The organism is Streptomyces longisporoflavus, assembly GCF_014649775.1.
Taxonomy (GTDB): domain Bacteria; phylum Actinomycetota; class Actinomycetes; order Streptomycetales; family Streptomycetaceae; genus Streptomyces; species Streptomyces longisporoflavus.
This window is the reverse complement of record NZ_BMTR01000150.1, coordinates 1-558: the sequence shown is the minus strand read 5'-3', so window position 1 is coordinate 558 and position 558 is coordinate 1. Positions and strand designations below refer to the sequence as shown.

The window sequence follows — 558 nt, the reverse complement described above, 5'->3', positions numbered from 1 at the left end:
AAGACAGAAAAGATGCCATTGAAGCCTTGAAGAATTCTTCCGAAGCTTCCCTTGCTCAAGAAATCGAGTATAGAAAAGCAGCTGACCAGGCATTGGACACTAAATTTACTCAGGCTATCAAAGAAGAGGCAGATGCCCGTGCTGAATACGACCAGGTTCAGATGCAAAAGATTCAGGAAGAAGAAGAAGCCAGAGCTGCTGCAGATACCGCACTTGAAAATAAGTTACAAACCAACATCAATAACTTAGAAAAGAAACATGATGAGTTTGTAGCAACTAAGGGTAAGGCGAATGGATTTGCAGCTTTGGATGGTAATGGATTAGTACCCTCTAGTCAATTGCCTTCTTATGTTGATGATGTTATCGAAGCTTATGCTACTTATGATATCAGTGAAACTGGAAAGCTGAGCAATATTAAATTATATTCTGACCCAGATCATGCTAATCCTATTACTGGAGAATCAGGTAAGATATATTTGAATATTACCCAGGATGAACCCTCTTATCAATTCCGTTGGTCAGGTACTCAGTTTGTAGATAGTAATACTTCTTCTTTGA

Annotated in this window: 1 protein-coding gene; it reads left to right on the top strand. The window is 38.9% G+C overall.

Annotated elements, in window-relative coordinates:
* A partial coding sequence (locus IE226_RS43810; RefSeq protein ID WP_229872000.1) for a hypothetical protein occupies window positions 1-558 on the top strand: 558 nt, incomplete at both ends.